This window comes from Caulobacter sp. 1776, assembly GCF_040545685.1.
Taxonomy (GTDB): Bacteria; Pseudomonadota; Alphaproteobacteria; order Caulobacterales; family Caulobacteraceae; genus Caulobacter.
In genome coordinates, this window is sequence record NZ_JBEPMI010000007.1 from 254,166 (window position 1) to 277,105 (window position 22,940).

Consider the following 22,940-nt stretch of genomic DNA (forward strand, 5'->3'; position numbering starts at 1 on the left):
GCTTCCAATAAGCGACACAGGCGACAACGTTGTCAAGGACGAAACAAAATCGTTGAGGATGACCCTAGATCGCCGTCGTCGTCAGGCGCGACACAACGGCGTGCTCCAGTTGCTGGAACACCGGCTCCGGCGCGAGGTTCGCCCCCGTCAGGCGGGCCACGAGCATTTCGACGGCGCGCTGGCCCAGCACCTTGACGGGTTGATGCACGGTGGTCAGCGGCGGCCAGACGATGGCCGCGACCGGAGCGTCGTCGAAGCCGGTGATCGACAGGTCCTGGGGGATGCTCAGGCCGCGCGCGTGGGCCGCCGAGAGCACGCCGGCCGCCATGTCGTCATTGGCGCAGACCAGGGCCGTCGGGCGCAGCGGATGGTCCAGCAGCCGCGGCGCTAGATGCGTGCCCGAGCGGAAGGTGAAGTCGCCGCGCACCACGACGCAGTCCTTGTCGTCCAGCCCCTGCTCGGCCAGGGCGCGCCGGAAGCCCTTGAGGCGTCGATCGGCGGAAAGGTGGCCCTCCAGGCCCGCGAGAAAGCCGAATCGCCGATGGCCCAGGCGCAACAACTCGCGGGTGACGTCGTAGCCGCCGGCCTCGTCGTCGACGCCCACGCCGTCGAACCGGCCCTTGCTGGGCCCGCCCGGCGACACCGTCACGACCTTGCAGCCCTGGGCCAGCACGGCCTCGATCAAGGCGACGTCGTCGCTATAGGGCGGCGACAGGATCAGGCCTTCGCAGCGCTGGCTGGTGATCAGCTCCAGGACGCGCTTGTGGCAGTCGGGGGTCTGGTCCGGGACGTTCTGGATTAGCACCTGGTAGCCCAGCGCCAGGCAGGCCCGCAGCGCGCCCAGCTCCAGGGCGGACTCGTAATACGAATTCGGGTCGTTCTCGGGATCCGAGGCGAAGACGAAGGCCAGCAGCCGGCTGGCGCCGCCCGCCAGGCTGCGGGCCTGGGGATTGACCTTGTAGTCCAGCGTCTCGACGGCCTGCATGACGCGGGCGCGGACCTCGTCGCGGACGTTGGGGCCGCCGTTGAGCACTCGGGACACCGTCACGCGCGCCACGCCCGACAGTCGGGCGACGTCGTCGATGGTCGGTCTCTTGGACGTCAAGCGCGGCTCCCCTTGAAGGGCGGGAAGATGGTCAGGAACGCGGCGCAACACAAGCGTTTCGGCCGACCGCTCGTCCGGGCGAGGCGTTATCGGTCACGAAACCGGCGCCTTGAATTTCCGCGTGAACGGTCGGACCAATATTTGAATATTGGCATGACCAATAATTGACAAACCTCGCCGCTGGTCAGATATCTTGCCGCAACGCTCGCGACCCATGCTGGCGAAAAGACTAGGGAGGCCTCCTTGAAAACCGCATGGCTCGCCGCTTGCGCCCTGACCGCCATCGCGTCCACGGCGCACGCCGCCGACTATGGATTGCTGGGCCCGACCTTCGGCAAGGGCGCCGTCGCGCCCGCGCTCTCGGAAATGGTGATCTCCCGCGCCACGGCGACCCTGGACCGCCCGCCCGCCGCCATCCCCCACGCGCACACCGAAGGCACCCTGCCCGGCAAGGGCATCCGTGAGATCAGCCTCAAGGCCCGCGAAGATCAGCCGATCGTGCTCAACTTCGCCCTCGCCTACCGTCTCACCGGCGATCGTCGGTTCCTGGAGGCGACGGGGCGCTATCTCGAGAACTGGGCCGACATCTACGAGATCTCGTTCAACCCGATCGACGAGACGGGTTTCGACACCTTGATCATGGCCTACGACCTGACCGAGGACGACCTGCCCGCCCCGATCCGCGCCAAGGTCGACGCCTTCTGGCGAAAGATGGCCGTCGGCTATCTCGACGCCATGGACGCCGGCACGCGGAACTCGAATACCAACTGGCAAAGTCATCGCGTGAAACTGGCGACCATGGCGGCGTTCCAGACCGGCGACGCCAAGGTGATCGCCCGCGCCCGCGAAGCCTTCCGCAAGCAGATCACGGTCAACCTGTACGCCGACGGCTCGATGTTCGACTTCCACGAACGCGACGCCCTGCACTACGTCACTTACGACCTCGATCCGTTGATGATGGCCGCGCTGGCCGCCCAGGCCCACGGCGAGGACTGGTTCACCTGGAAGAGCCCGACGGGCGCCAGCCTGCCCCATTCGCTGGACTGGCTGGCGGCCTTCGCCAAGGGCGAGAAGACCCACATCGAATTCGCCAACTCCAAGATCCAGTTCGACCGCGACCGCGCCGCCTCGGGCCAGGCCGAATACGCGCCCCACGCCTGGGACGTCGGCAACGGCGTCGGCACCTACACCCTGGCCAGCCTGCTGGACGGCCGCTACCTGGCGCTGCGCGACGACCTGGTGAAGCGCACCGGCAAGCGGCCCGCGGTCTGGGCCGAGATCCTGCGCGCCTCGCGGCCGCCGACGCGCTGAGCGTCAGGTTGACCCTGGTTCTCCCGTCTGCCCCTATCGAGGCGGGAGAACTTGATGACTCGCACGAACCGCATCCTCGCCGCCGGCCTGGGCCTTGTCCTGGCGCTGATGGTCGCCGGCTATTTCGCCTCGCCGATCTTGGCGCTGCACAGCCTGACGGCGGCGGCCAAGGCCGGCGATCGCGACAAGCTGGAACAGAAGGTCGACTTCCCGGCCGTGCGCGAGAGCCTGAAAGCCCAGCTCAAGGCGGCGATGACCCGGTCGTTCGCCGAGGACCCGGAGCTGCGCGACAACCCCTTCGCCGCCTTCGGCCAGATGCTGCTGGTTGGCGTGGTCGACAAGGCCGTCGACGCCTACGCGACCCCCGACGCCATCGCCAACATGGTCGCGACGAACCGGGCCCCGTCGAAGATCGAACTCTCCAAGGACGCGCCGCCGATGGAGCAGCCCAAGCCGGAGCCCAAGACCAAGTCCGACACCGAGACCCACTACGCCTATCAGGGGCTCGACCATTTTCGGGTGACCTATCGCGACAAGGCCGACGATCACGGCGAGTTCGGCCTGGTCCTGGAGCGTCACGGGCTCTTCAGCTGGAAGTTGGTGCGGATCGAGCTGCCGATGAGCCCGCTGAAGCGCTAGCCCAGCCGCCAGTCGATCACCGCTCCCTCGAAGGCGTCGGCGCCCCGGCCTATGGCGGCGACGGCGCGCGTCATCGTCCCGCCGCGTCCGAGCTGCTCGTCGGCCAGGGCGATCATGAGGGCATTCGGCGTCGCTTCCGGACAGGCGGCGCGAAGGTAGGCCGCCAAGGCCTCTTCCTCCCCCGCCGGCCGAGCCGCGCACGCCAGGATGTAGGCCGCCGCCGTCGAGCGACTGACGCCCGCGTGGCAGTGGACCAGCAATGTAGCGGCGGCCCCCAGGACCTCAGGCAAGGCCAGGATCGCCGCGACCTGCTCCGGCGACGGCGCGAGCAGCCCGTCTCGCGGTTCGATGATGTCGTTGAAGCGCATCAAGGTCCGGGGCGCCGTGACGGCCGGAACCTCTCCCTCCGGCGAGACTAGGGACAGCACATGGTCCACCCGTTGGTCGCTGAGCAAGCGCTCTACCGCCGAAATCGGTCCCACCAGCAGCCTCATGCCAGCGCGGCCGCGCCCAGCAGGAACCCGACCTCAAACACCTGCTCGACCGCGCCGAGGACGTCGCCCGTATGGCCGCCGATCAGGCGACGCGCCAACAGCGCGAGACCGATCGCGAGCGCGCCGCCGCCGGCCAGGCCGGCGAGCGCGGCGTTCAACGGCAAAAACGCCAACGGCCAGAGGGCGATCAGGAGCGCGACGAGCGTCTCAACGGTCCGAACGCCGTCGGGAACCGGCTTCCATTTTCCGGCTTCGCCGCTCGGCGCGTAGGGCGTCAGGCGCATGACCGCGACGGCGGCGGCGCGACCCAGGCCATGCGCGGCCAGCAGCATCAGGGCCGCCGTCTCGACCCGCGTCGTAGCCAGCACTGTTCCCTTCAGCGCCAGGGCCAGGACCAGGGCGCAGACGCCGTAGGTCCCGATCCGGCTGTCCTTCATGATCTCCAGGCGGCGCGCGGGCGTCTGGCCGCCGCCCAGGCCGTCGGCTGTATCGGCTAGGCCGTCCTCGTGGAAGGCGCCGGTGATCAGCAGGCCGACCGCGAGGGCCAACACCGCTCCGACTGGCGCGCTCCAGATCCGTTCAACCAGAACGAGCATCACGGCGCAGATCGCCCCAACGCCCTGCCCCACCAGCGAAAAATAGCGCGCCGAACGGGTGATCCAGTCGGGCTGGAAGGTCGCCAGGCTCGGCGTCGGGACGCGCGTCAGGAACTGGATCGCGCAGAGCAGCAACCGGACCTGATGGCGCGCCCACCCCACGCTCAGAGCCGCCCGTTCAAGACATCGTCGAGGCTGGCCACGTCGCTCAGCAGTCGCGAGGCGGCGCGCATGATCGGCAGGGCCAGCAAGGCGCCGGTCCCCTCACCTAGGCGCAAGCCTAGATCCAGGAACGGTTCGACCTCCAGCGATTGGAGCATGCGCTGGTGTCCGCGTTCGGCCGAGCGATGGCAGAACACGCAATAGTCCTTGACCGCCGGATCGATGCGGATCGCCGCCAGGGCCGCGGCCGAGACAATGAATCCGTCGACCAGCACCGGGATCCGCGCCGACGCCGCGCCGATCACCGCCCCGGCCATCATCGCGATCTCGAGGCCGCCGAACTCGGCCAGCACCGCCAAGGGGTCCGTGGCGGCCGACCGCGCCGCCGCCCGTTCCAGCACGGCCAGCTTGCGGGCCAGGCCCTCGTCGTCCTGCCCGGCGCCGCGCCCGACGCATTCGACCAGCGGCGCCGGCGCCAGGCGATGCATGATCAGCGCCGCCGAGGCCGTGTTGCCGATGCCCATTTCGCCGAGCGCCAGCAGCTCGAAGCCTTCGGCGGCCGCTTCGCGGGCGATACGGACGCCGCGCTCCAGGGCCTCGGCGACCTCCTCTGGCGTCAGAGCCGGCTCCACGGCGGCGTTGCGAGAGCCTCGGCGGACCTTCTCGTCCAGCAGCTTGGGATGGGCGGGAAGGTCGGCGTCCACCCCGGCGTCCACCACGCGCAGCTCGGCGCGGACAGCCTTGGCCAGGGCATTGGCGCTGGCCTTCTCGGCCAGGAAGGTGGCGACCATGGCCTGGGTTACGCTGGCGGGATAGGACGACACGCCGTCGGCGGTCATGCCATGATCGCCGGCGAACACCAGCAGCAGCGCCCGCTCGAACGTCGGCGGCGGACCATCAGCGATCAGGCCCAGCTGGATGGCGAGGTCCTCGAGGCGGCCCAACGCGCCCAGCGGCTTGGCCTTGCCGTCGATCAGGGCGCGCAGCGGCGCGGCATGGGCCTGGTCGACGGCGGTGACGATGGGAAGGGTCATTGGAAGGTCTCCAGGCCAGCCAGGGCCGCGAGAGCGGGAATGTCGAAGGCCTGTTCGAGCGCGGCGGCGATCTCGTTCAGGGCCTGGTCGACGCGGACAAGCTGATCGACGCCCTCGGCGGTCGCGCCGAGCTCGGCCAGCAGCGCCGTCCGCGCCTCGCCTCGGTCGAACAGGCCATGGACGTAGCAGCCGCTCACGCGCCCGTCGGGCGAGATGGCGCCGTCGGTGGCGCCATCCTCAAAGGTCAACATGGGGGAGACGGCGCCGGTCGTGCGGCCGATGTGCATCTCATAGCCCTCGAAGCGCGCGCCGCCAGGCAGCCGGCCCGCGATCGGTCGCAAGGTCTTGTCGCCGGTCATCACGGTCTCGACGTCCAGCAGACCCAACCCCTCGACGGACCCCGGCGCGCCCTCGACGCCTTCAGGGTCGGAAACGCGGCGGCCCAGCATCTGGTAGCCGCCGCAGACGCCCAGCACGCGGCCGCCACGCCGGACGTGGGCCGCCAGATCGATGTCCCAGCCCTGGGCGCGCAGGAAAGCCAGGTCGGCCAAGGTCGCCTTGGTCCCAGGCAGAATGACCAGATCGGCGTCGCCGGGCAGCGGCGTTCCCGGCGGGACGAAGGCGAAGTCGACCTCGGGCTCGGCGCGCAGCGCGTCGAACTCGTCGAAATTCGCGATCCGCGACAGCATCGGCGTGACGATGCGGACCTTGCGCTGGCCAGGCCCGGCGAACCGGTCCAGCACCACGGCGTCCTCGGCCGGCAACCGCCGCGCCGCCGCCAGCCAGGGCGCCATGCCCAGGTCTGGCCATCCCGTGCGGCGGACGATCTCGGCCCGGCCGTCCTGGAACAGGCTGGGATCGCCGCGGAACTTGTTGATCAGGAAGCCGCGGATCATGGCGCGATCGGCCTCGTCCAGCACGGCGTGGGCGCCGACCAAGGCGGCGATGACGTGGCCGCGATCGATGTCGCCGACCAGTACGACCGGCACGTCGGCCGCGATCGCGAAGCCCATATTGGCGATGTCGTTGGCGCGCAGGTTGATCTCGGCCGGACTGCCGGCCCCCTCGACGATGACGAGGTCGCTTTCGGCCTCCAGGCGGCGGAAGCTCTCTACCACGGTGTCCAGCAACGCCGCCTTGCGCTCCTGGTAGCCGCGCGCCTTCCAGGTTCCGGCCATCTTGCCGAGCACGACCAGCTGGGCGCCGACATCGCTCTGCGGCTTCAGCAGCACCGGGTTCATGTCGACCGTGGGCGGCGTGCGGCAGGCGATGGCCTGCAACGCCTGGGCGCGGCCGATCTCGCCGCCGTCGGCGGTGACCGCGGCGTTGTTGGACATGTTCTGCGGCTTGAACGGCCGGACGGTCAGGCCGCGATTGGCGAACAGTCGGCACAGTCCGGCGACCAGCACCGACTTGCCGACATCGGACCCGCAGCCCTGGATCATCAGCGCGGCCATGCGAGTCCTCCCAGGATCAGCATCGACCAGAGGATCGCGCAGGCGAGAACATAGACTCGCAAGGCGCGCCACAGGTCGGCCGGATCGGCGTCGCGACCTTCGCCCAGAACGGGCCGTGGGGACAGCGCGCCGTCGTACCAGGCGGGGCCGCCCAGCCGGACGCCGAGCGCGCCGGCCATGGCCGCCTCGGGCCAGCCGGCGTTCGGCGAGGCGTGCTGGCCGGCGTCACGCAGCATCACCCGCCAGCCCCCGCGCCCCGCCAGGGCGATCAGGGCGCCAGCCAGTCGAGCCGGGATCAGGTTCAACAGGTCATCGACCCTTGCCGAGGCCCAGCCGAACGACCACCAGCGCGGCTCGCGGTGGCCGATCAAGCTGTCGGCGGTGTTGACGGCCTTGTAGGCGAACAGTCCCGGCAGCCCGCCGACGACGAACCAGAAAATGGGCGCAACGACGCCGTCGTTGAAGCTCTCGGCCAGGCTCTCGATCGCGGCCGCCGCCACGCCGTTTTCGTCGAGCCGTTCGACGTCACGACCGACGATCCTGGCGACGGCCATTCGCGCGGCCGCGCGATCACCGAGGCTCAAGGGTTTGGCGACCGCCCGAACATGGTCGAACAGGCTGCGCTGGGCCAGACCTAGAGCGCCGACGATCGCGGTCGCCCACGGACCGCCGTATCGGGCGATCAACCCGCCAGCCGCCCCGCTGACGCCGACGATGATCAGAAGGGTCGCTACGCCGAGCAGACGTCGCGTGAGCTCTCCCCACGCCGGGCGGTTGAACTTCGCCTCCAGCGTCGAGATCAGCGCGCCGATCCACGCCACCGGGTGCGGGACCCGCCGATGCAGCGCGTCCGGATAGCCGACGACGGCATCCAGCGCGGCGGCTCCGAGGACGATCCAGGGGCTAGCCGACACGGGCCACCACTTCAATCAGCGGCCCGCCCTCGCCCGCATGACGACGGACGACGACGCCGTAGACCCTCGACAGGATCTCGGGCGTCAGGGCGATCTCGGGCGATCCGTCGATGACGAGGTCGCCGTTGCTCAACACCAGCACCCGATCGGCGAAGCGCGCGGCCAGGTTCAGGTCGTGCAGGGTGATGATCACCCCCTTGCCCTGATCGTGGGCCAGGCGACGGAACAGGGCCAGGGCGTCCAGGGCATGACCGGGGTCCAGGCCGGTCAGCGGCTCGTCGGCCAGTAGCCAGTCAGTCTCGCCGGCCAGGGCGCGGGCGATCAGGGCGCGGGCCCGCTCGCCGCCGGACAGGCGCGTGACCGGGCGCTCGGCGAAGGCTTCTAGGCCAGCCGAGGCGATGGCGGAGTCGATGATCGTCCTGTCCTCGGCGCTGGTACCGAAGGCCCCCAGGTGCGGCGTCCGCCCCAGCCCGACGAAGGCGCGGACATCGACGTCCCAGGCGATCTCAGGCGTCTGGGCCAGGACGGCCAGACGACGCGCGCGTTGTCGCCCTGGCAAGGTCGCGATCGGCGCGCCGTCCAGCAGAACCGCCCCGTTATCGGGTTTAAGAAGGCCCGCCAGACCATTGAGCAACGTGGACTTTCCGGCGCCGTTGGGACCGACGATCGCAACCAGCTCGCCACGGACGAAGTCGGCGGTGATCCCGCCCAACACCTGGCGGCCGCCGAGACTGATCGCCAGCCCATCGGCGCGGAGGGTCTGTTCCAAGCTCACGCCAGCCTCCGTCGCATCGAGATCAGCATGGCCAGGAAGAACGGTCCGCCCAGCGCGGCCATGGCGACGCTGAGCCGGATCTCGCTGGCCGCCGGGGTCATGCGCACCAGGATGTCGGCCCCCAAGGTCAGGGCCGCGCCGCCCAGGAACGACGGGGCCAGCACCGCGCTCGGCTTCGAGCCCAGCAGCGGTCGCAGCAGGTGCGGCGTGATCAGGCCGACGAAGCTGATGACGCCAGTCACCGCGACGCTGGCGCCGACCGCCACCGCTACGCCGATGGCCATCAGCAGGCGAACACGGGAGAGCTCGACGCCCAGTGACCTAGCGCCCTGCTCGCCCAAGGTCAGGGCGTCCAACGAGCGGCCCAGGCTCAGCAGCAAAACGCCGCCGACCAGGACGCCCGGCGCGGCGATCCGCACCTCCTCGACGCTGCGGTCGGCCAGCGAGCCCATCAGCCAGTTGACGATCTCGTTCACGGCCCACGGATTGGGCGCGAGGTTCAGGGCCAGGGCGATGGCGGCCCCGCAGACCGTCTGGATGACGAAGCCGGCCAGGATGAAGGTGACGATGCTGGAGGTGACCCCGGCCAGGCCCAGCAGCGCCGCCACGCCCAGGCCCGCCCCGATCATCGCGGCCAGCGGCAGGATCCAGGTCGCCTCGCTCGCCGCGCCCAGATAGAGGGTCAGCACCGCGCCCAGCGCCGCCGCCGTGGAGACGCCCAGCGCGGCCGGATCCGCCAGCGGATTGCGGGTGTAGCCTTGCAGCGCCGCGCCGCTCAGCCCCAAGGCGCCGCCCACGAGGATCGCCAGGATCGTGCGCGGCAGTCGCAGGCCGAAGACGATGGCCCAGCGCGGGTCGACGCCGTGCGAGATCCAGGCGCTCCAGGGGGCCCAGACACGGCCGGCGCACAGGCTGACGCCGAACAGGGCGACCAACAGCCCCGCCAGGACGCCGCAGACCAGCCAGGGGGATACCGGCTTATGGGTTCGCGGCGTCATGCTCCCGCCTTCAGCGCTTGGGCGCGAGCCCGGGTCAGGGCCGCGGCGGTCTCGATCAGCACCGGTCCGCCGCAATAGAGAAGCTTTTCAGGCAGCCTCACCTGCCGCATCCGGCCGGAGATCGACTTCAGAGCCGGATGGGTCATGACCCGGTCGGCCCAGCTGCGCGCGCCGGGCCCGGGCTCGCCGACCAGCAGCACGCGCGGCGGATCGGCCAGCAGCCGTTCGAGCGAAACATTGCCCCAGGTCTTGAGGCCATAGCGGCGAGCGACGTTGTCGAAGCCGGCGTGGGTCATCATCTCGTCGACCAGGGTGCCGGGTCCCGCCGCGAAGCCGTTGGGTTGGTAGATCAGGGCGCTGAGCCGCCGCGCGCCCGGCGTCGGAGTCGCGGCGGCGATGGCCGCCTCGATGCGGGCGACCAGGGCCTCGCCGCGCTCGCGATGGCCGATCAGCCCGGCCAATCTGCGGACCTGGGCCAGGCTTTCCTCGACCGACTTGGGAACCTTGAAGCGCTGGACGGGCGTGCGCAGCCGCTTCAGCGCGTTGCGAGTGGCCAAGGCCGAGTGCTGGCTGGCCAGGACAAGGTCGGGCCGCAGTGCGATGACCTCCTCGGCGCTCTCCCAGGTGAACGGCAGGGTCCTGGCTTGGGCGGCGACGGTCGAGCCCTGCGGCTCGCGGGCGTAGTGGCTGAGCGCGGCGATCTGACCCCGATCGGCGAGGTGCACGAGCATGGCGTCCAGGCAGCTGTTCAGCGATACGATCCGGCGCGGCGCGACCTTGGGCGGCCCGCCCGCCGCCAGCGCCAGGGCGCCGCCGACGACCTCGCGACGGCTCGCGGTCATGCTCGCGTCACCCGAAAATCTTGACAGAAACGATTGAAATCGCTTCGAGAAGGCAGACCTATCCGAAGTCGGTCGGTTCGGTCGGCGAACGGGCGGGTCAGCACGCCGCGCGCGCAAAGCCGGGAAAACAGGCCGTGAGCGTCGGGGACTTCGACCCAGCGGAACAGGTCGCAGCCGCCGATGGTCTTCAGCCCGACCTCGGCTAGGGCCGCGTCGACCTGGGCGGTCTGGCTGGCCAGCCAAGCGCGCGCCGTCGACCGCCAGATATCGTCGGCATAGGCGCCCAGACCCAAGGCCAGGGCGTCGGCGCTCAAGGGCCAGTCGCCGAGCAGAGCACGAACTTCCCGCGAGAACACCTTGTTTCCAATTAGAAACCCTAAGCGCGCACCTGGTAGGCCATAGAACTTGCCGAACGATCGCAAGACCACCAGCCGATCGATCTCGAGATCGGCGACGCTGAGTTCCGGCGCGACCTCGACGAAGGACTCGTCCACGACCGTCCAACGGCCCTGGTCGGACCGTTCGGTCGCCAGGGCGGCGAGCCTTGCGCGCGCGATCCGCCGGCCGTCGGGATTGTTCGGATTGACCAGGACGAGCACGTCGGCCCGTTCGACCTCCGGCGCGTCCAGCGACGCGACCATGTGCGGCGGCGGCGACGCCCAGGCCTCGCGATGGCCGCCATAGATCGGCGACGCCAGGGCGACCTCCCCGCCGCCGATCAAGCTCGGCAGAAGCCGCAGGGCCGCTTCCGCGCCGGCGACGGCGGCCACGCGTCCGGGATCGGCCACGCCGAAAGCCCGGGCGGCCGCCGCTTCCAAGTCGACGAGCGCCAGGGGATCCGGCAACCGCCGCAGGGCGTCCGCCGGCGCCCGCTGGCCGGTCCACGGCTCGGGATTGACCCCGGTCGAGAGATCCAGCCAGGGACGCGGCGCGTCCGGATAGGCGGCCATCGCCTCGCGGAGACGGCCGCCGTGCCGGAAGGCGCCGATGAGAGGGCTCATCTTCGCCATCTGCCCGTTACGCCGCTTAGAACCGCGCCCGCAGGCCCACGAAGGCCCCGCGACCGGGCGTCCCGTAGTTCAGGATGGTCTGGTAGTCCTTGTCGAACGCGTTCTCGACACGGCCGAACAGCTCAAGACCGTCCTTCAGTGGGTACGAAGCCCGCAGGTCGACGGTCGTGTAGCCGGCGACCACCTGGGTGTTCAGGTCGTTGTTGTAGGTCTTGCCGACATAGCGGACGGCCACCGCCGTGGTCAGGCCGACCGGCCACCGATAAGTCGCCGACAGGTTGCCCATGTTTTTCGGGCGACGGGTCAGCTGCTTGCCTTTGCTGGCGCCGGAGTCGGACTCGGCGTCGGTATAACTATAGTTCCCTGTAAGCGTCAGGCCGGTGACCGGCTTCAGCTCGCCGATCAGCTCCAGGCCCTGGGCCTTGGTCTTCTGGACATTGTTGTAATAGCCGAAGCGCGGCGCCCCGCCCGGCGCGCACAGCGGATCCGGAGCGCCGGTGCACGAGAAGAACCGGATCTCGTTGTCGGCCTCGCGATGGAACCAGGTCGCCGAGGCGCGGGCCTTGCCGCCCAGGAAGCGCTGCTCGATCCCCGCGTCCCAGCTGTCGAAGTCTTCCGGCGACAGGGCGAGATTGCCGTATTCGCTGTAGAGCTCGTAGAGGCCGGGGGCGCGGAAACCCTGGCCGAAGCTGGCGCGCAGGACCGTGTTGCCCTCGTTCAGCGCCCAGGCGGCCGAGGCCTGGCCCAGGGTATGCGAGCCGTAGGTGTCGTGATCCTCGTAGCGCAGGCCGGCGGTCAGGGTCAGACCCGGGACCACCTCGGCCTGCAGCTGGCCATAGACGCTGTCGACGCCGACCTTGCCGGTGCGGAACGGGATCAGCGGCTGGGCGACGGTCGGCGAGCGGGTGCGCATGCGCGAATTTTCGCTCTCGGCGCCGAACGAGGCGGACCACGCATCGCTGATCGCGAACACGCCCTGATATTCCCAGCGCCGATTCTTGCCGGCGGAGTCGAAGGTCATCGGCACGGCGCGGGCCGGGTTATAGTTGGCGCGGTCGGTGTCGGTATAGGCGTAGCCCACCCGGTTGTTGAAGCGACCGTCCAGTAGGGCGAAGTTCAGGCCGCTATAGACGACCAGCTCCTTGGTGCGGCCGAACTCGGGGCTGTCGCCGGCGAAGCCGTCGAAATCGTTCTTGCCGCGCGAATAGACCGAGCGGACCTCGGCCGAGACGGTGTCGGTGAGTTGGACGCGCACGCGGCCCGAAGCGCCGGCGTTCTGGTAGCCGTCCTTCTCCTTGCCGGTCTTGTAGGCCGAGAAGCCGTCGGTCGTGTAATAGCCGCCGGCCAGGCGCCAGACCACCTTGTCGGTCGCGCCGCCGAGGCCGCCACGGACATAGCCGGTCTTGCGGGCCCCGACCTCGACGTCGGCCGAGCTGACGAACGGCCTGGTCGGCTCGGCGGTGACGATATTGACCACGCCGCCGATGGCCTGGCTGCCCCACAAGGTCGACTGGGCGCCGCGCAGGATCTCGATGCGCGAGATGTCGCCGACCAGCAGGTTGCCGCTGTTGAAGCCGCCCTGGGTCGAGGACGGGTCGTTTAGCTTGACGCCGTCGATCAGCACCACCGTGTGCTGGTTCTCGGCGCCGCGGATGTTCAGGCTGGTGGTCGTTCCCGGCCCGCCGTTGCGGGTGAAGCTGACACCGGGCTGCTGGGCCAGCAGTTCGGTGATCGAGATGGCTTGGCTGGCCTCGATCGCGCCTTGCGTCAGGACGGTGACCGACGCGCCGACCTTCTCGATCGGCTGGGCGGTGCGGGTGGCCGTGACGACCAGCTCGGCGACGCCGTTGGCGCCGACCTTGCCGGCGACGTCGGCCTCGGGCGCCTTCTGGTCGTCGGCCATCGCGGCGCCTGAAAGCAAGGGGCTGGCGACGAGGACGGTGGCGAGGGCGGTGGAGCTGAGAAACGCTCGGATCATGGTCTTCTACTTCCCGTTCGAAACGATCCGCGCGCTGATCCAAGACACACCCGCAAGCTCGAAAGCCACGCGTACGCCTCGGACCGACACGCGGTCCTGTGACAGTCGTTTCTCGGGAGACCCCGTTCGTTTGGCGCACCCCGGCCAAGCGATGAACGACCGCGCCGGGCAGGTCTCCTGGCTCACGGGTCAATGCTCTTGGCGTCGCCTTCCCAGGGTTTTTGACCCCAGTGGCCTGTGACGCGAGAGCTCGCCGCTTACAGTTGCGGGGGCAGCCGAGGTCTTGAACCTCGTTCCCTTTTAATCCTCTTTCGAGGAGCCTGACGCGTCGTCAGCCCTATATGCTGCGCCGCACACCGTCAATGTGGAGCTTCCATGACCTCGACCCTGGTGTTGGGCGGAGCCCGTTCCGGCAAAAGCGCCTTCGCCCAGAAGGCGGCGGAAACCGCCGCCGGCGCGGGGCGTCCGGTGCTGATCGCCACCGGCCAGGCGTTCGACGACGAGATGGCGGAGCGGATCGCGCGGCATCGGGCCGACCGAGGCGAATCGTGGATCACGGTGGAGGCGCCCTTGGAGCTCCCGGCGGCGATCACCACCCTCCCCGCCGAGGCGGTGGCGGTCGTCGACTGCCTGACCTTGTGGCTGTCGAACCTGATGCTGGCCGAGCATGACGTCGAGGCGGCGGCGTCCGAACTGATCGCGGTGGTGGCGGCCTGCCCGGCCCGGCTCTGGCTGGTCAGCAACGAGGTGGGGCTGGGGATCGTGCCCGAGACGCCGCTGGGACGCCGGTTCCGCGATGAGGCTGGCCGTCTGCACCAGCGGCTCGCCGCGACGGCGAACGAAGTCTATTTCGTGGCGGCGGGGCTGCCGCTGAGGCTAAAGCCGCAAGGTGAACGCTCGTCGGAGCGCGGGAATTGAACCCTCTCTCGAAGAGAGAGGGGTGATGTGAGCACGAGCGTTCAGCCTCTTTCGTCCCCGTCCAAAAACCTCCCGTATGCTTCCTCTCATCTCGTCGCGAGGAACAGGCTGGCGTTCGGCGAACATTGCTCGCACACTGGTTCAAACAGCCGTTCAGCGGCCCAGTGAACGAGCGCGATCAACAGCGCGGGGAGGAGTAACGAGATGTCCGAGGCCCCTTCATCTCAAAGAAAGTCGGCCGGAACCCTGGCCGCCTTCGCGGCCCCCACCATTCCGCTCTCCGCCCTCGGCCTGCCTCTGGTGGTCTATCTGCCGGAATTCTATGTCAGCACCATCGGGCTCTCGCTGTCGGCGGTAGGCGCGGCCTTCCTGCTGGTGCGGCTGATCGACATCGCCTTCGATCCGTTCGTCGGCGGGATGATGGACCGCACCCGCACCCGCCTCGGCCGCTTCCGGCCCTGGATGCTGGCGGGCATGCCGATCGTCGGCGTCGGGGCCTTCGCGCTGTTCATGGGCAAGCCCGGAACCTCGGCGCTCTATCTCTGGGCTTGGCTGCTGGTCACCTATGCCGGCTATTCGATGGCGGTGCTGTCGCACACGGCCTGGGGCGGCGTGCTGTCCAGCGACTATCAGCAGCGCTCGCGCATCTATGGCTGGTGGCAGGGCGGCAATGTCGTCGGCATGATCCTGGTCCTCTGCCTGCCGCCGCTGATGGCCAAGCTGACCAACGGCGATCATGTGGCCGGCATCCGCGCCATGGGCTGGTTCATCGTGACGCTGCTGCCGGTCACCATCCTGCTGGCGGTCTGGAGGGTCGGCGAACCGCCTGCGCCCGTCATGCGCCACGAAGCCGGGATCCGGCAGTACCTGGCCCTGCTGACCCGGCCGTCGGTGCGCCGCCTGCTGGCCGCCGACCTGCTGATGGGCGTGGCCCCCGGCATCGCCGGCGCGCTGTTCATCTTCTTCTTCGAGCGGATCAAGCATTTCGACAAGGCCCAGTCCGGGATCCTGCTGCTGGTCTATTTCCTGGCCGCCCTGGCCGGCGCGCCGCTGTGGCCGATCCTGGCCAAGAAGCTCGGCAAGCACCGCGCCATGGCGCTGGGCGGCGTGCTCTACGCCATCGTGCAGTTCGCCGCCGTCCTGACCCCGCCCGGCAATTCGGGGATCGGCATGGTCATCCTGATCCTGGCCGGCCTGCCCTACACCGCCGCCCCGATGCTGGTGCGCTCGATGATGGCCGATATCGGCGACGAGGAGCGACTGGAGAGCGGCGTCGATCGCACGGGCTTGCTCTACGCCATCGTCACCGGCACCCTGAAGCTGGGCTACGCCCTGGCGATCGGGGTCTTCCCGGTGCTGGCCTGGCTGGGTTTCGACCCGAAAGCGCCGACCGCGACCGGCGAGACGGCGCTGACGGTTCTCTACGCGGTCGTGCCGGCCGCGATGGGACTGCTGGTCGCGGCGATCATGCTGCGCTATCCGCTGGATGCGAACCGTCTCGCCGAGATCCAGCGCCAACTCGCGGCGCGGGACGCGGCGACGGATCCCGCGCAGCCCGCAGCCGAGTCGAGTCCGAATGTCGCCCTCACAGCCCCTGGCCCCGCCGAGTGAAGATCAGCATCCTCTCTTCCGCCTGATCGAGATCATGGCGAAGCTGCGCGATCCGAACGGCGGCTGTCCGTGGGATCTGGAGCAGACCTTCGCGACGATCGCGCCCTACACGGTCGAGGAGGCCTACGAGGTCGCCGACGCCATCGAGCGCAACGACCTGCCGGAGCTGAAGGAAGAGCTGGGCGACCTGCTGCTGCAGGTGGTCTTCCACGCGCGCATGGCCGAGGAGCAGGGCGCCTTCGACCTCAAGGACGTCGCCGCGGCCATCAATGACAAGATGATCCGCCGGCATCCCCACGTGTTCGGCGACCACGCCTATGACGACCTTTCCGCCCAGGTGGCCGGCTGGGAGCAGCTGAAGGCCGAGGAGCGCAGGGCCAAGGCCAAGACCGGCGTGCTGGACGACGTCCCGGCCGGCCTGCCCGCCCTGACCCGGGCCGTGAAACTGACCAAGCGCGCCGCACGCGTCGGCTTTGACTGGCCGACGGCGGCCGAGGTGCTGGCCAAGCTGCGCGAGGAGACCGAGGAGATCGCGGTCGAGATCGAGGCCGGCGACATGGCCAAGGCGCGCGAGGAGCTGGGCGACATCCTGTTCGTCTGCGCCAACCTGGCCCGCAAGCTGGACGTAGATCCGGAAGACGCCCTGCGCGCCACCAACGCCAAGTTCACCCGCCGCTTCGCCTTCGTGGAAGCGGGACTGGCCCAGCGCGGCAGGACGCCCGACCAGTCGGACCTGGCCGAGATGGACGCGCTGTGGAACGACGCCAAGGCGGCGGAGAAGGCCTAGTCCGCCGCCTGGACTTCGGCGTCCGGGAACTGGCGCTCGAAGCGGCCCAGGGCCTGGGCGTCGAGGCGGGCGACCAGGCGGACCTCGCCGGTGGGGGCCTCATAGCGGCTCAGCACGCGACCATTGCGGTAGATCCAAGCCAGCGCTTGGCCGTGATGGGCGCCCAGCTGGACCTCGACCGGCGGCGAGTCGTCGATCAGGCCGCTGATCCGGCGCAGCAGCGCCTCGCAGCCGTCGCCCGTCACCGCCGAGACAGCGGAGGCTTCGGCGCGACGCGCCTGGCCCTCGACGATCTCGCGCTCTTCCTCGGGCAGCAGGTCGACCTTGTTCCAGACCTCGACGACGGTCTTGCCCTCGTCGAACGTCACGCCGAGCTCGGCGAGCACCGTCTTGACGTCGCGGGCCTGGGCCTCGCTGTCGGGATTGGCGACGTCGCGGACGTGCAGGACGACATCGGCCTCCTGCACTTCCTCGAGCGTGGCGCGGAAGGCCTCGACCAACTCGTGCGGCAGGTCGGAGATGAAGCCCACGGTGTCGGACAGGATCGCCGGACGCCCGTCAGGCAGCTTCACGGTGCGCAAGGTCGGGTCCAGCGTCGCGAACAGCATGTCCTTGGCCAGTACCTCGGCCTCGGTCAGCCGGTTGAACAGCGTCGACTTGCCGGCGTTGGTATAGCCCACCAGGGCGACGGTCGGATACGGGACCTTCTTGCGGGCGCTGCGGTGCAGGGTCCGCGTGCGACGCACTTCCTCCAGCTCTTTCTTGAGCTTGAGAATGTTGTCGCGGATCAGGCGGCGGTCGAGCTCGATCTGGGTTTCGCCGGGGCCGCCGGTGTTGCCGGTGCCGCCGCGCTGGCGTTCCAGGTGGGTCCAGGTGCGAACGAGGCGCGAGCGCTCGTATTCGAGCCTGGCCAGCTCGACCTGCAGACGGCCTTCACGGGTCCGGGCCCGACGGGCGAAGATCTCTAGGATCAGCCCGGTGCGGTCCACGACCTTCACCTTCAGCGCCTTTTCCAGGTTGCGCTGCTGGATCGGAGTCAGCTGGTCGTCGAAGACCGCGACGTCGATATGCTCGACCTCGCAGATCGCCGCGAACTCCTCGACCTTGCCCTTGCCGAACAGGGTCGCGGGCAAGACCGCGCGCAGCGGCGCGATCATCGTCTCGACGACGTCGAGATCGAGCGCGACCGCGAGGCCGACGGCCTCTTCGAGCCGGGCGTTGGGATCCCGGGCTTGAAGGGCCGCCTGGCCGCGAAGTTGCCGCGCCGGATGGATGACGAGCGCCTTCAGGATCGGCGCGGCGTGGTCAATCGACCTGGATGTGGATTTGGACAAGCGTCTCTAAATTCAGTCGTCGGAGTCGGCGCTGGGCTCATAGAGCTGAACGGGCTGCGCCGGCATGATGGTGGAGATGGCGTGCTTATAGACCAGTTGCGACTGGCCATCACGACGCAGAAGGACGCAGAAGTTGTCGAACCAGCTGACCACGCCCTGCAGCTTGACGCCGTTGACCAGGAAGATGGTGAGCGGCGTCTTCGACTTGCGCACGCTGTTCAGGAAGGTGTCCTGAAGGTTTTGTTTCTTTTCGGCGGACATTCGGGGGTTCCCCTCTCATTGTTCTCGGAGGGCCACACGCCCCCCACACAAACAAGACCATGCTAGATGATTTTTCGCTGAAAGCGACAAGCCGTCAGTGAAAATTTCCGCAAGGTCGCGTCGGCGAAAGCCCTCCGTGCCGAATATCGCTCCGACTTCAGACGGCTTTTTGACGCGCACGCTCGATATAGAGACGCCGTAGCCGCATCGCCACCTCGCCCGGCTTGCCATCGCCCAACTTGACGCCGTCGACCTGAACGATCGGCGTGAGCAGCGAGCCCGCGCCGGTGATGAAGGCCTCCCTCGCGGCCTGAGCCTCGGCGATCGTAAAGGGCTTTTCGCTGAACGGCAGGCCGCTCTCGCGGACGACCTCCAGCAAGGTCGAACGGGTTACGCCCCTTAGGATGTTGGCGTTGGTGTCGCGGGTCCGCAGCGCGCCTTCCGCATCGATGATCCAGGCGTTGGACGAGGCGCCTTCGGTGACCAGGCCCAGGTCGTCGACGAACCACGCCTCGATCGCGCCCCGTTCCCGGGCGGCCTGCTTGGCCAGGGCGTTGGGCAGCAAGCCGATCGACTTGATGTCGCAACGGCCCCAGCGGTTCTCGGGCACGGAGATGATCGAAGCGCCTTGAGCGGCCTTGGCGTCGGCAGCGGCGCGATCGACCGACTTGGCGGTGATCACGACAGCGGGCGGTACGGCCGGATTGGGGAAAGCGTGGTCGCGCTTGGCCACGCCACGGGTCACCTGCAGATAGCAGAGACCTTGCTTGACCTTATTGCGCCGCACGGCCTCGCGCAGCACAAGCGTCAGGGACGCCTCGCTCATCGGATGAGCGATGCGCAGTTCGTCCAGACTGCGCCACAGGCGGGCGAAGTGGCCCTCGGCGTCGGCCAGCTTGCCGTCGAACACCGCCCAGACTTCATAGACGCCGTCGGCCAGCTGGTAGCCGCGATCCTCGATATGGACGGCGGCCTCGCCGTGACGCACGAAGCGGCCGTTCACATAGGCGAAACGCGACATCTACTCTTCCTCTTCCGCCCGGGCTCCGGCGACGCCCAGGGACTTCAGCTTCCGGTGCAGCGCCGAGCGCTCCATGCCGATGAAATTGGCGGTCCGCGAGATGTTGCCGCCGAACCGCAGGATCTGGGCGTTCAGATATTCGCGCTCGAACAGCTCGCGGGCCTCGCGCAGCGGCAAGGCAATGATCCGCTCGGCCCCGATCGCGCCCGCATTGCCGGCGCTGGGCTGATCTTGGCCCGACAGCATCTCGGCCGTGATCAGGTCGCCGGGCTCGCCCGAGGCCAGGATCAGCATCCGCTCGACGTTGTTGCGCAGCTGGCGGACATTGCCTGGCCAAGTCTGGACCTGAAGCGTGGCCAGGGCGTCCTCGCCTAGCTTGCGGCGTTGCAGACCCGTGGCCTCGCTGATCTTCTCGACGAAGAAGTTGATCAGTTCCGGAATGTCCTCGCGGCGCTCCGCCAGGCCCGGCACCCGCACCGGCACCACGTTTAGACGGTGGAAAAGGTCCTCTCGGAAGCGTCCGGCGGCGATCTCGTCGCGCAGGTCGCGAGAGCTGGACGAGATAACCCGAACGTCGACCTGGACGTCATTGTCGCCACCCACCCGGCGGAAGCGTTGCTCGACCAGGACCCGCAGGATGCGCCCTTGGGTCTCGCGTGGCATGTCGGCCACTTCATCGAGATAGAGCGTGCCGCCGTGGGCGCGCTCGAACACGCCGATCTTGCGCGGACGACCGCCCTCGCCTTCTTCGCCGAACAGTTCGACATCCAGACGCTCCGGCGCCATGCCGGCGGCGCTGACGGCCACGAACTCCTGGCGGGCGCGGGTGCTGGCGCCATGGATCAGGCGCGCCACCAGCTCCTTGCCCGAGCCGGGCGGTCCTGAGACGAGCACGCGGCTGTTGGCCGGCGCGACCTTGAGGATCAGCTGGCGCAACGCCTGGGCCGGCGCCGACTTGCCGATCAGGCCGTCCGGCGCCAGGGTCTGGGTGCGCAGGCGGCGGTTTTCGCGGCGCAATCCGGCGGCCTCTAGCGCCCGCTCGACCACCAGCAGCAGGCGGTCGGACTTGAACGGCTTTTCCAGGAACTCGTAGGCGCCGCGCTTGATGGCGCTGACGGCGGTTTCGATATTGCCGTGGCCGGAGATCATGATCACTGGCAGGTCGGCATCCAACCCCTTGACCATGTCCAGCAGTTCAAGGCCGTCCATGCCGCCGCCCTGCATCCAGATATCCAGGACCAGGAGCGCGGGCTTGCGGGCGCGAATGGCCGCCAGGGCCTGATCGGAATCGGCGGCCGTGCGAACCGCGTAGCCTTCATCCTCCAGGATGCCGGCCACCAGTTCGCGGATGTCGGCCTCGTCATCCACAACAAGAACGTCGGCGCTCATATCATCTCCTCAACGCCACTCTGGGCCGCGACGGGCAGGCGCGCTGTCGTCGGAAACTTCAGGATCACGCGGGCTCCGGGGAGTTCGCGCGCATCGGTGAGAACCAGGCCGCCGCCATGGTCCTCCATGATCCGCTTGACGATGGCCAGGCCGAGGCCCGTCCCCTTCTCGCGGGTGGTCACATAGGGTTCGGTCAGACGATCTCGGTCCTTGGCGGGCAGGCCAACGCCGTTGTCCTCGACCGTCACGCACAGGTCATCGGCGTCCGAGACCAGGGTCGCGGTGATCCGGCCGCGCAAGCCGGGCTCGGCCAGGCGACGCGCGCCCACGGCCTCGCCGGCGTTCTTCAGGATATTGGTCAGAACCTGCCCGATCATCCGCTCATCGCTGGTCACCCAGACATCCTCACCGCCCGGCTCTTCCAGCTTCACCTCGATCTCGGCGTCCTGGAACCGCTGGGCGAAGACCGCCTGGCGCAGCATCTCGGTCAGGTTAGCCGGCTCGAAGCGCGGCGCGGGCATCCGCGCGAAGGCCGAGAACTCGTCGACCATCCGGCCGATGTCGCCGACCTGGCGGATGATCGTCTCGGTGCAGCGATCAAAGGTCTCCAGGTCGCTGGCGATCTCCTTGCGGTACTTGCGGCGCAGGCGTTCGGCCGAGAGTTGGATCGGCGTCAGCGGGTTCTTGATCTCGTGGGCGATGCGACGCGCCACGTCCTTCCAGGCGGCGTTGCGCTGGGCGGCCACTAGGCGGGTGATATCGTCGAAGGTCAGCACCAACCCTTGGGCCACGTGGCCGGCGGCGCGCACGCGCAGACGGCGGGTCTCGCCGTCACGCATGATGTCGACCTCGACGTCGGTATCGGGGCGGCTTTCCTGCAGCGCCTCCATCACCGTTCCGAACTCGGGAGCGAGCTGGATCAGGTCGACGCCCAAGGCGTCGCCCGGCAGGTCCAGCAACGTGACGGCCCGGCGATTGACGGCCGACACCATGCCGCGTTCGTCAAGGCTGACGACGCCGGCGCTGACACCAGACAGCACCGTTTCGATGAATTGGCGTCGGCTTTCGGCGTCGAGGCTGGCGGCTTTCAGCGCGGCCTGCTGCAATTGAAGTTCGCTGGTCATCATGTTGAAGGCGTTGGACAGCGCCCTGATTTCGTCAGGACCAGTGTCGGCCTCCACGCGGGCGTCGAGGTCGCCGCCCGACACCCGGCCGGCCGCCTCCACGAGGCCCGCGACGGGGCCCGCGATCGAATTGGCCGCCGCGATGCCCACCCAGATAGCCGCGACCAGCACCAGCAGCGCCGTCTCCAGATAGCTGAGCCCGAAGATCGCCTGGATGCGCCCCCGGCTGCGCTCGGCGTCGCGGTACGAGACGAGCGCATCCTGGGTCTCGATCAGGTGGGTCAGGATGCCCTTCTCGATCGGCCGGACGACATAGAGATAGGCGTCCGGAAAGGCTTTCAGCTTATAGAGCGCCCGGAACAGGTCGGCGGACACGAAGCGCTGGGCGGTGACCTCGCCGCTGTCAGTCGCCTGATAGCTGGTCGGTGGCGGAGCCAGGAACGGCGGGGCGTCATTGAGTTCGGCGCGCGCCAGGATGCGGCCATCGCGATCCAGCACGTAGGCCGCGGCGAAGCCGGCGCCTTTGGTCTCTTCGGCCAAGAAATGCCCGAAGGCCACCGGCGAGTGCGCCAGCGCCGGTGCGGCCTCGTTCAGGTTGGCGGCCATGGGGCCGATATGTTCGGAAATATAGCGCGTCTGCTGCTCGACGTATGAGTTGGCGACCTTGGCCGAATTGCCGACCACGGTCTGGACCCGCTGGCTGAACCAGCCGTCGACGCCGCGATTGACCAGCACGCCGAAGAACAGAGCCACGATCACCGCCGGCGCGACAGCGGCTAGCGAGAACAGGCCCACAAAGCGCAGGTGCAGGCGCGCGCCGGCGTCGCTGGCCCGGGCGTCGATCAGGTCATAGAGGCGCAGGCCAACCACCGTGGCCACGCCCAGGATCAGCACCAGATTGAAGCTCAGCACCACAAGGATGACGGTGCTGGCCGTGCTGATCGAATCGGTTTTCGGAGGCGACGAGGCAAGCGCCACGCCGGCGACGGTCAGGATCACCGCCAGCGCGTAGCCGCCGCCCGTCAAATAGCGCGACCGCAGAAGCTCCCGCCACCAGGCCCGGCTGAACCGGGTCGGCGGGTCATCCGATCCCGTCGCGTAAGCCACTGAAGACATCGGCGCGGAGTTTAGGAGCGTGTGTCCTAAATTCAACAGCTATGTGCTGATAAAGCTTCAGCAG

Annotated in this window: 21 protein-coding genes and 1 riboswitch; of the genes, 5 read left to right on the forward strand and 16 right to left on the reverse strand. The window is 68.8% G+C overall.

Annotated elements, in window-relative coordinates; all coding sequences use genetic code 11:
• Positions 1-64: 64 nt before the first annotated feature.
• Positions 65-1,105, reverse strand: coding sequence for a LacI family DNA-binding transcriptional regulator (locus ABIC66_RS19705; RefSeq protein ID WP_354072374.1), 1,041 nt, complete (start codon positions 1,103-1,105; stop codon positions 65-67).
• Positions 1,106-1,348: 243 nt separating this feature from the next.
• Here ABIC66_RS19705 and ABIC66_RS19710 point away from each other — a divergent pair, with 243 nt between their 5' ends.
• Positions 1,349-2,416: an alginate lyase family protein gene (locus ABIC66_RS19710; RefSeq protein WP_354072376.1), complete on the forward strand. Its 1,068-nt coding sequence runs from the start codon at positions 1,349-1,351 to the stop codon at positions 2,414-2,416.
• Positions 2,417-2,470: 54 nt separating this feature from the next.
• The gene (locus ABIC66_RS19715; protein WP_354072378.1) at positions 2,471-3,055 is read left to right on the forward strand and encodes a DUF2939 domain-containing protein; all 585 of its coding nucleotides are present in this window, start codon (positions 2,471-2,473) and stop codon (positions 3,053-3,055) included.
• Here the strand turns inward: ABIC66_RS19715 and ABIC66_RS19720 are convergent.
• From ABIC66_RS19720 to ABIC66_RS19765, 10 genes are read right to left on the reverse strand one after another with little or no spacing between them, the layout of a single operon-like run.
• Positions 3,052-3,510: a tyrosine phosphatase family protein gene (locus ABIC66_RS19720; RefSeq protein WP_354072380.1), complete on the reverse strand. Its 459-nt coding sequence runs from the start codon at positions 3,508-3,510 to the stop codon at positions 3,052-3,054. The two genes, ABIC66_RS19715 and ABIC66_RS19720, sit on opposite strands and share 4 nt — an antisense overlap.
• 35 nt (positions 3,511-3,545) lie before the next feature.
• A complete protein-coding gene (gene cobS / locus ABIC66_RS19725; RefSeq protein WP_354072382.1) occupies positions 3,546-4,307 on the reverse strand; it encodes an adenosylcobinamide-GDP ribazoletransferase in 762 nt (253 codons plus the stop codon).
• Positions 4,308-4,309: 2 nt separating this feature from the next.
• Entirely contained in the window at positions 4,310-5,341 is a 1,032-nt protein-coding gene (gene cobT / locus ABIC66_RS19730; RefSeq protein ID WP_354072384.1) for a nicotinate-nucleotide--dimethylbenzimidazole phosphoribosyltransferase, read from the reverse strand.
• Positions 5,338-6,798 (reverse strand): cobyric acid synthase, encoded by a 1,461-nt coding sequence (locus tag ABIC66_RS19735; RefSeq protein WP_354072386.1) that lies wholly within the window; start codon positions 6,796-6,798, stop codon positions 5,338-5,340. The genes cobT and ABIC66_RS19735 overlap by 4 nt, the downstream gene beginning before the upstream one ends.
• Positions 6,786-7,712: an adenosylcobinamide-phosphate synthase CbiB gene (cbiB, locus tag ABIC66_RS19740; protein ID WP_354072388.1), complete on the reverse strand. Its 927-nt coding sequence runs from the start codon at positions 7,710-7,712 to the stop codon at positions 6,786-6,788. Before cbiB ends, ABIC66_RS19735 begins: the two co-directional genes overlap by 13 nt.
• Entirely contained in the window at positions 7,702-8,487 is a 786-nt protein-coding gene (locus ABIC66_RS19745; RefSeq protein WP_354072390.1) for an ABC transporter ATP-binding protein, read from the reverse strand. Before ABIC66_RS19745 ends, cbiB begins: the two co-directional genes overlap by 11 nt.
• Positions 8,484-9,485, reverse strand: a complete 1,002-nt coding sequence (locus tag ABIC66_RS19750; protein ID WP_354072392.1) for a FecCD family ABC transporter permease — start codon at positions 9,483-9,485, stop codon at positions 8,484-8,486. The genes ABIC66_RS19745 and ABIC66_RS19750 overlap by 4 nt, the downstream gene beginning before the upstream one ends.
• Positions 9,482-10,327 carry an ABC transporter substrate-binding protein gene (locus tag ABIC66_RS19755; RefSeq protein ID WP_354072394.1) on the reverse strand — a complete coding sequence of 282 codons (846 nt, stop codon included), beginning with the start codon at positions 10,325-10,327 and terminating at the stop codon, positions 9,482-9,484. The genes ABIC66_RS19750 and ABIC66_RS19755 overlap by 4 nt, the downstream gene beginning before the upstream one ends.
• Entirely contained in the window at positions 10,324-11,328 is a 1,005-nt protein-coding gene (locus ABIC66_RS19760) for an aminotransferase class I/II-fold pyridoxal phosphate-dependent enzyme (protein ID WP_354072396.1), read from the reverse strand. The genes ABIC66_RS19755 and ABIC66_RS19760 overlap by 4 nt, the downstream gene beginning before the upstream one ends.
• A gap of 25 nt (positions 11,329-11,353) precedes the next feature.
• On the reverse strand, positions 11,354-13,315 hold the full coding sequence (locus ABIC66_RS19765; protein ID WP_354072398.1) for a TonB-dependent receptor plug domain-containing protein: 1,962 nt from the start codon (positions 13,313-13,315) through the stop codon (positions 11,354-11,356).
• Between the two features lie 150 nt (positions 13,316-13,465).
• Positions 13,466-13,654: riboswitch (cobalamin riboswitch) on the reverse strand.
• A 36-nt stretch (positions 13,655-13,690) separates the two neighbouring features.
• On the opposite strand from ABIC66_RS19765, the gene cobU reads away from it, so the two are divergent.
• The 3 genes from cobU to mazG all read left to right on the forward strand — a co-directional run bounded on the left by cobU (position 13,691) and on the right by mazG (position 16,631).
• Positions 13,691-14,233 (forward strand): bifunctional adenosylcobinamide kinase/adenosylcobinamide-phosphate guanylyltransferase, encoded by a 543-nt coding sequence (gene cobU, locus ABIC66_RS19770; protein WP_354072400.1) that lies wholly within the window; start codon positions 13,691-13,693, stop codon positions 14,231-14,233.
• 204 nt (positions 14,234-14,437) lie between these two features.
• Positions 14,438-15,844: an MFS transporter gene (locus ABIC66_RS19775; RefSeq protein WP_354072402.1), complete on the forward strand. Its 1,407-nt coding sequence runs from the start codon at positions 14,438-14,440 to the stop codon at positions 15,842-15,844.
• Positions 15,810-16,631 carry a nucleoside triphosphate pyrophosphohydrolase gene (gene mazG / locus ABIC66_RS19780; RefSeq protein WP_354072404.1) on the forward strand — a complete coding sequence of 274 codons (822 nt, stop codon included), beginning with the start codon at positions 15,810-15,812 and terminating at the stop codon, positions 16,629-16,631. Before ABIC66_RS19775 ends, mazG begins: the two co-directional genes overlap by 35 nt.
• Here the strand turns inward: mazG and hflX are convergent.
• From hflX to ABIC66_RS19805, 5 genes are all read right to left on the reverse strand, one after another.
• Entirely contained in the window at positions 16,628-17,965 is a 1,338-nt protein-coding gene (gene hflX, locus ABIC66_RS19785; RefSeq protein ID WP_354072406.1) for a GTPase HflX, read from the reverse strand. The two genes, mazG and hflX, sit on opposite strands and share 4 nt — an antisense overlap.
• A gap of 12 nt (positions 17,966-17,977) precedes the next feature.
• Positions 17,978-18,226 (reverse strand): RNA chaperone Hfq, encoded by a 249-nt coding sequence (gene hfq, locus ABIC66_RS19790; protein ID WP_013079113.1) that lies wholly within the window; start codon positions 18,224-18,226, stop codon positions 17,978-17,980.
• A 157-nt stretch (positions 18,227-18,383) separates the two neighbouring features.
• Positions 18,384-19,247 (reverse strand): D-amino-acid transaminase, encoded by an 864-nt coding sequence (locus ABIC66_RS19795; RefSeq protein ID WP_354072409.1) that lies wholly within the window; start codon positions 19,245-19,247, stop codon positions 18,384-18,386.
• On the reverse strand, positions 19,248-20,636 hold the full coding sequence (ntrX, locus tag ABIC66_RS19800) for a nitrogen assimilation response regulator NtrX (RefSeq protein ID WP_354072411.1): 1,389 nt from the start codon (positions 20,634-20,636) through the stop codon (positions 19,248-19,250).
• Positions 20,633-22,876 (reverse strand): sensor histidine kinase NtrY-like, encoded by a 2,244-nt coding sequence (locus tag ABIC66_RS19805; protein WP_354072412.1) that lies wholly within the window; start codon positions 22,874-22,876, stop codon positions 20,633-20,635. Before ABIC66_RS19805 ends, ntrX begins: the two co-directional genes overlap by 4 nt.
• Between the last annotated feature and the right edge of the window lie 64 nt (positions 22,877-22,940).